At 68.9% G+C, this 3,171-nt stretch carries 1 protein-coding gene; it reads right to left on the minus strand.

The genetic code is table 11. The annotated features are described in order from the left end of the window. Positions 1-3,171, minus strand: a 3,171-nt coding sequence (locus EPN51_RS27445; RefSeq protein ID WP_293049032.1) for a condensation domain-containing protein, incomplete at both ends; no start/stop codon positions are given.

A 3,171-nucleotide genomic window follows, 5' to 3' on the forward strand; every position in this document is an offset into this window, starting at 1 on the left:
CAGGATGATGATGCAGCCACGTCGACAACCGGTGCGGCTCCAACGCCTCCCCACCAAACACCACCGTCTGCAACTTCAGCTGCTCACCCAACTCCGGCGCCAACGCATCGGCACTCTGCAACGCATAAAACGCCGACGGGGTCTGGCTCAACACGGTGACGCTTTCGGCAACCAGTAAGGCGTGCAATTCTTCTGGCGATCGGACGACTTCGTCGGGTACGACGACGAGGCGCCCGCCCTGCAGGAGGGCGCCGAAGATCTCCCACACCGAGAAGTCGAAAGCCAGGGAATGACACTGGGTCCAGACCTGCCCCACATCGAGCCGAGCGTCGATGGACTCCAGCAGCTGGGTGACATTGCGGTGGGTGACCGCCACTCCCTTGGGAACGCCGGTCGAGCCCGAGGTGTAGATGAGGTACGCGACGCTGTCCGCCGCCGGCACCGGCAGGCCGGTCGCGGGTTGCGTGCGCACGGCGGGGTCGTCGATGTCGATGATCTGCCCGGCGAACCCGTCCAACCGCGGGCGCACCTCGGCGGTGGTCACCGCCGCGATCGGGGCGGCATCACCAAGCACGAACTGTAGCCGCGCCGCCGGCACGCTCGGGTCGATCGGCACATAGGCCGCGCCCGTCTTGAGCACCGCGAAGATCGCCACGATCGCCTCGGCCGACCGCGGCATCACCACGGCCACCCGCTGACCCGGGCCCGCACCCCGGCCAACCAGCAAGTGCGCCAACCGATTTGTGGACTCGTAGAGTTCGCGGTACGTCCATGACCGTTCGCCGCAGGTGATCGCCACCGCCCCCGGGGCGCGGGCGACCTGAGCGGCGAACAACGCCGGAATCGACACCGGCGCCATAAACGGAACGGTCAATGCGGCCCGGTTGCCCCACGCATCGAGCCGTGCGTGCTCGGCGGCGCCGAGCAGATCGATCGACGACAACCGCTGCGCGGGATCCGCGGTCATGGCCGCGAGCACCTGGCGCAACCGCTCGATCAGCGTCTCGATGCTGGCCGCGTCGAACACGTCCGTGCGGAATTCCACCATGCCGCCGATGCCGTCGGGCCGGCCCTCCTCGTTCCACCGTTCGGCCAGCGACCACACCAGATCCATGCGGGCGACCTGGGTGTCGACCGGCAGCGGGGTGACCTGCACATCGCCCAACTCCAGCCCGGCGGCGGGGCCGTCGTGCTGCCAGGGCAGGTTCTGCCACGCCAGCACCACCTGGACCAGCGGATGGTGCGCGAGGTTGCGGGTGGGATGGAGTCGCTCCACCAGCACTTCGAAGGGCACGTCTTGGTGTTCGTAGGCCGCCAGGCTGCGCTGGCGCACCCGGGCCAACAGGTCGGCGACGCTGGGGTCGCCGCTCAGGTCGACCCGCAGCACCAGGGTGTTGACGAAGAAGCCGACCACGTCATCGAGCGCGGGATCGCTTCGGCCGGCGATCGGGAAGCCAACGGCCACATCGGAACTCGCACTCATCTTGGCCAGCAGCACCGCCAGGGCGGCCTGCACGACCATGAAGGTGGTCGCGTTGTGGGCCCGCGCCACCTGGGCGACCTGTTGCTGCAGTTCGGCCGGCCACTGCACGTCGATGTGGGCTCCGCGGTGGTCGGCGACCAGCGGATAGGGGCGATCGGTCGGCAATTCGAGGCGTTCGGGCATCCCGGCCAACGCGTCCTGCCAGTACCTCAGCTGCGCGGCGATGGGGCTGCCCGGATCATCCAGGTCACCGAATTGGGCGCGTTGCCACAGCGTGTAGTCGACGTATTGCACCGGCAGCGGCGCCCAATCCGGGGCCTGCCCGCAGGACCGGCGCACGTAGGCCGCGCCGAGGTCGGCCACCAGCGGGGTCAGTGACCACCCGTCGGCGGCGATATGGTGGGCCACCGCCACCAACACATGGTCGTCCTCGGCAAGCCGGAAAAGCTTTGCCCGCAAAGGGATCTCGTTGGAGAGATCGAATCGGTGGCAGGCTTCGGTCTCGATGGCCCGGCTCACCCGGCTTACCGGCCATTCGCAGGCGTCGATGACCTGCCAGGCGACCTCGGCGCCGACGGGCGGGACCACCACTTGTTGGGGTGTCCCCTCGGCCGCGACGAATACCGTGCGCAGGCTTTCGTGGCGGGCCACCACGTCGCCCAGGGCGGTGCCCATCGCGTCGGTGTCCAAGCGACCGCGCAGCCGCAGGGCGACCGCCATGTTGTGCACCGGTGACGGCCCGTGCAATTGGTCAAGAAACCACAGCCGTGATTGGGCGAACGACAACGGCACCACGGTCGGCCGCTCGGCCGCCGCGACCCGCGCGAGCTTGCGTCCCCCTCCGCAAACGTGGGGTGCCAGCTGGGCGACCGTGGGCGCCTCGAACAGGACCCGCACCCCGAGGTGGGCGTCGAGCCCGGTGTTGACCGCGGAGACGAGCCGCATCGCCGAGAGGGAATCGCCGCCGAGGTGGAAGAAGGAGTCGTCGATCCCGACGCGGTCGACACCGAGTACCTGAGCGAAGATGCCGACCAGGATTTCCTCGATCGCGTTTTCCGGAGCCCGATACCCGTCGCCGCCCTGATAATCCGGGGCGGGCAGGGCTCGGGTGTCCAGCTTGCCGTTGATCGTCAACGGCATCGCGTCGAGCACCACCACCGCCGAGGGCACCATATATGTGGGGAGCCGCCGACCCAACCGGGCCCGAATGTCGGCCGGGTCAGCGGCTCCAGTCACATAGCCGACGAGACGCTTATCGCCGGCACGATCTTCACAGACAAGCACCGCCGCGCGTTCAACGCCCTCCACCTCGGCCAGCGCGGCGCGGATCTCCCCGAGTTCGATGCGATACCCACGCACCTTAACCTGCTCGTCGGCGCGGCCCAGATATTGCAGCTGGCCGTCGGGGCCCCAGCACACCAGGTCGCCGGTGCGATACATGCGGGTTCCGGGCGCACCGAACGGACAGGCCATGAACCGCGACGCGGTCAGCCCCGGCCGGCGCCAATACCCGACACCGACACCGTCGCCGGCCAGATACAGCTCACCGACCACACCGGCCGGTACCTGGCGCAACCACTCGTCGAGCACGAAGAACGCCGCCCGCGTCACCGGTGAGCCGATCGGCGGGAACCCCGAACCGGCCCCCAGCGGTGCGCTCTTGCAGGCCCACATCGTGGTCTCGGTCG

This window comes from Mycobacterium sp. (assembly GCF_004298145.1).
GTDB lineage: Bacteria > Actinomycetota > Actinomycetes > Mycobacteriales > Mycobacteriaceae > Mycobacterium.